General features: G+C 27.3%; 1 protein-coding gene. It reads left to right on the forward strand.

Annotated features, from left to right (window positions below; all coding sequences use genetic code 11):
* Window positions 1-69: 69 nt before the first annotated feature.
* On the forward strand, window positions 70-748 hold a 679-nt coding region (locus AN959_RS20455), incomplete at its 3' end, for a hypothetical protein (protein WP_156350838.1).

Here is a 748-nt window from a genome sequence, read left to right on the forward strand (position 1 = left end):
CTTTTCCTTTTACAAATAATATGGAGTTAATTGAAGAAGTAATCAATTCTTCTTTGGAATTATTAAATTATGATTAAAGATTTCTTTTTAAAAATATATTCCTTCTTAGATGGTATTACGTTAACATCGATTAATTATGTATCTTGGACTTCAGCTGTCGTTGTAGCTTTGTTGGCTTTAACAACAATTATTTTCAGTCAATATAATGAAAGACAGATAATTAAATCAAATGATATATCCAAGCGAATTAAAGACTCTTTAGCAAGAGATTCTACTTCTTCAATTACTGAATTAGTTGACGAACTTATCTATGTTCTTTCAAACCAATCTGTATATAGATGGACTTTGGGCTTCTTTTTCGTGATTTCGTACGTATCTTGCATAATATGGATAATTTCAGGAATAGGGTATACATTAATTCCTTCCAGCCTCAGTTCTGGTGATTTTATTATTATTTTATTATCGTTATCTACAGTGATATGTACTTTTGGTTTTTTGCCAATTATTTTAATTCAATTTAATAATAGACCACCAATAGACATTGATAATAAAAACAGGGTTTCTTATGAGGCTTTTATTAAATTTTTTAAATCAATAACCCCTGTCTCAGAAGAGGTAATAATACATAATTACGTTAATCCATCTATTGAATTTTCTTTAAGCCAAACAAATATTTTTACAATAGCATTAAAACAACAAATCCCTATTTCCAATGTTTATTTTGTTCTTAAATTTGTCGGTGAAGATA

It is taken from the genome of Psychrobacillus sp. FJAT-21963 (assembly GCF_001420585.1).
GTDB lineage: Bacteria > Bacillota > Bacilli > Bacillales_A > Planococcaceae > Psychrobacillus.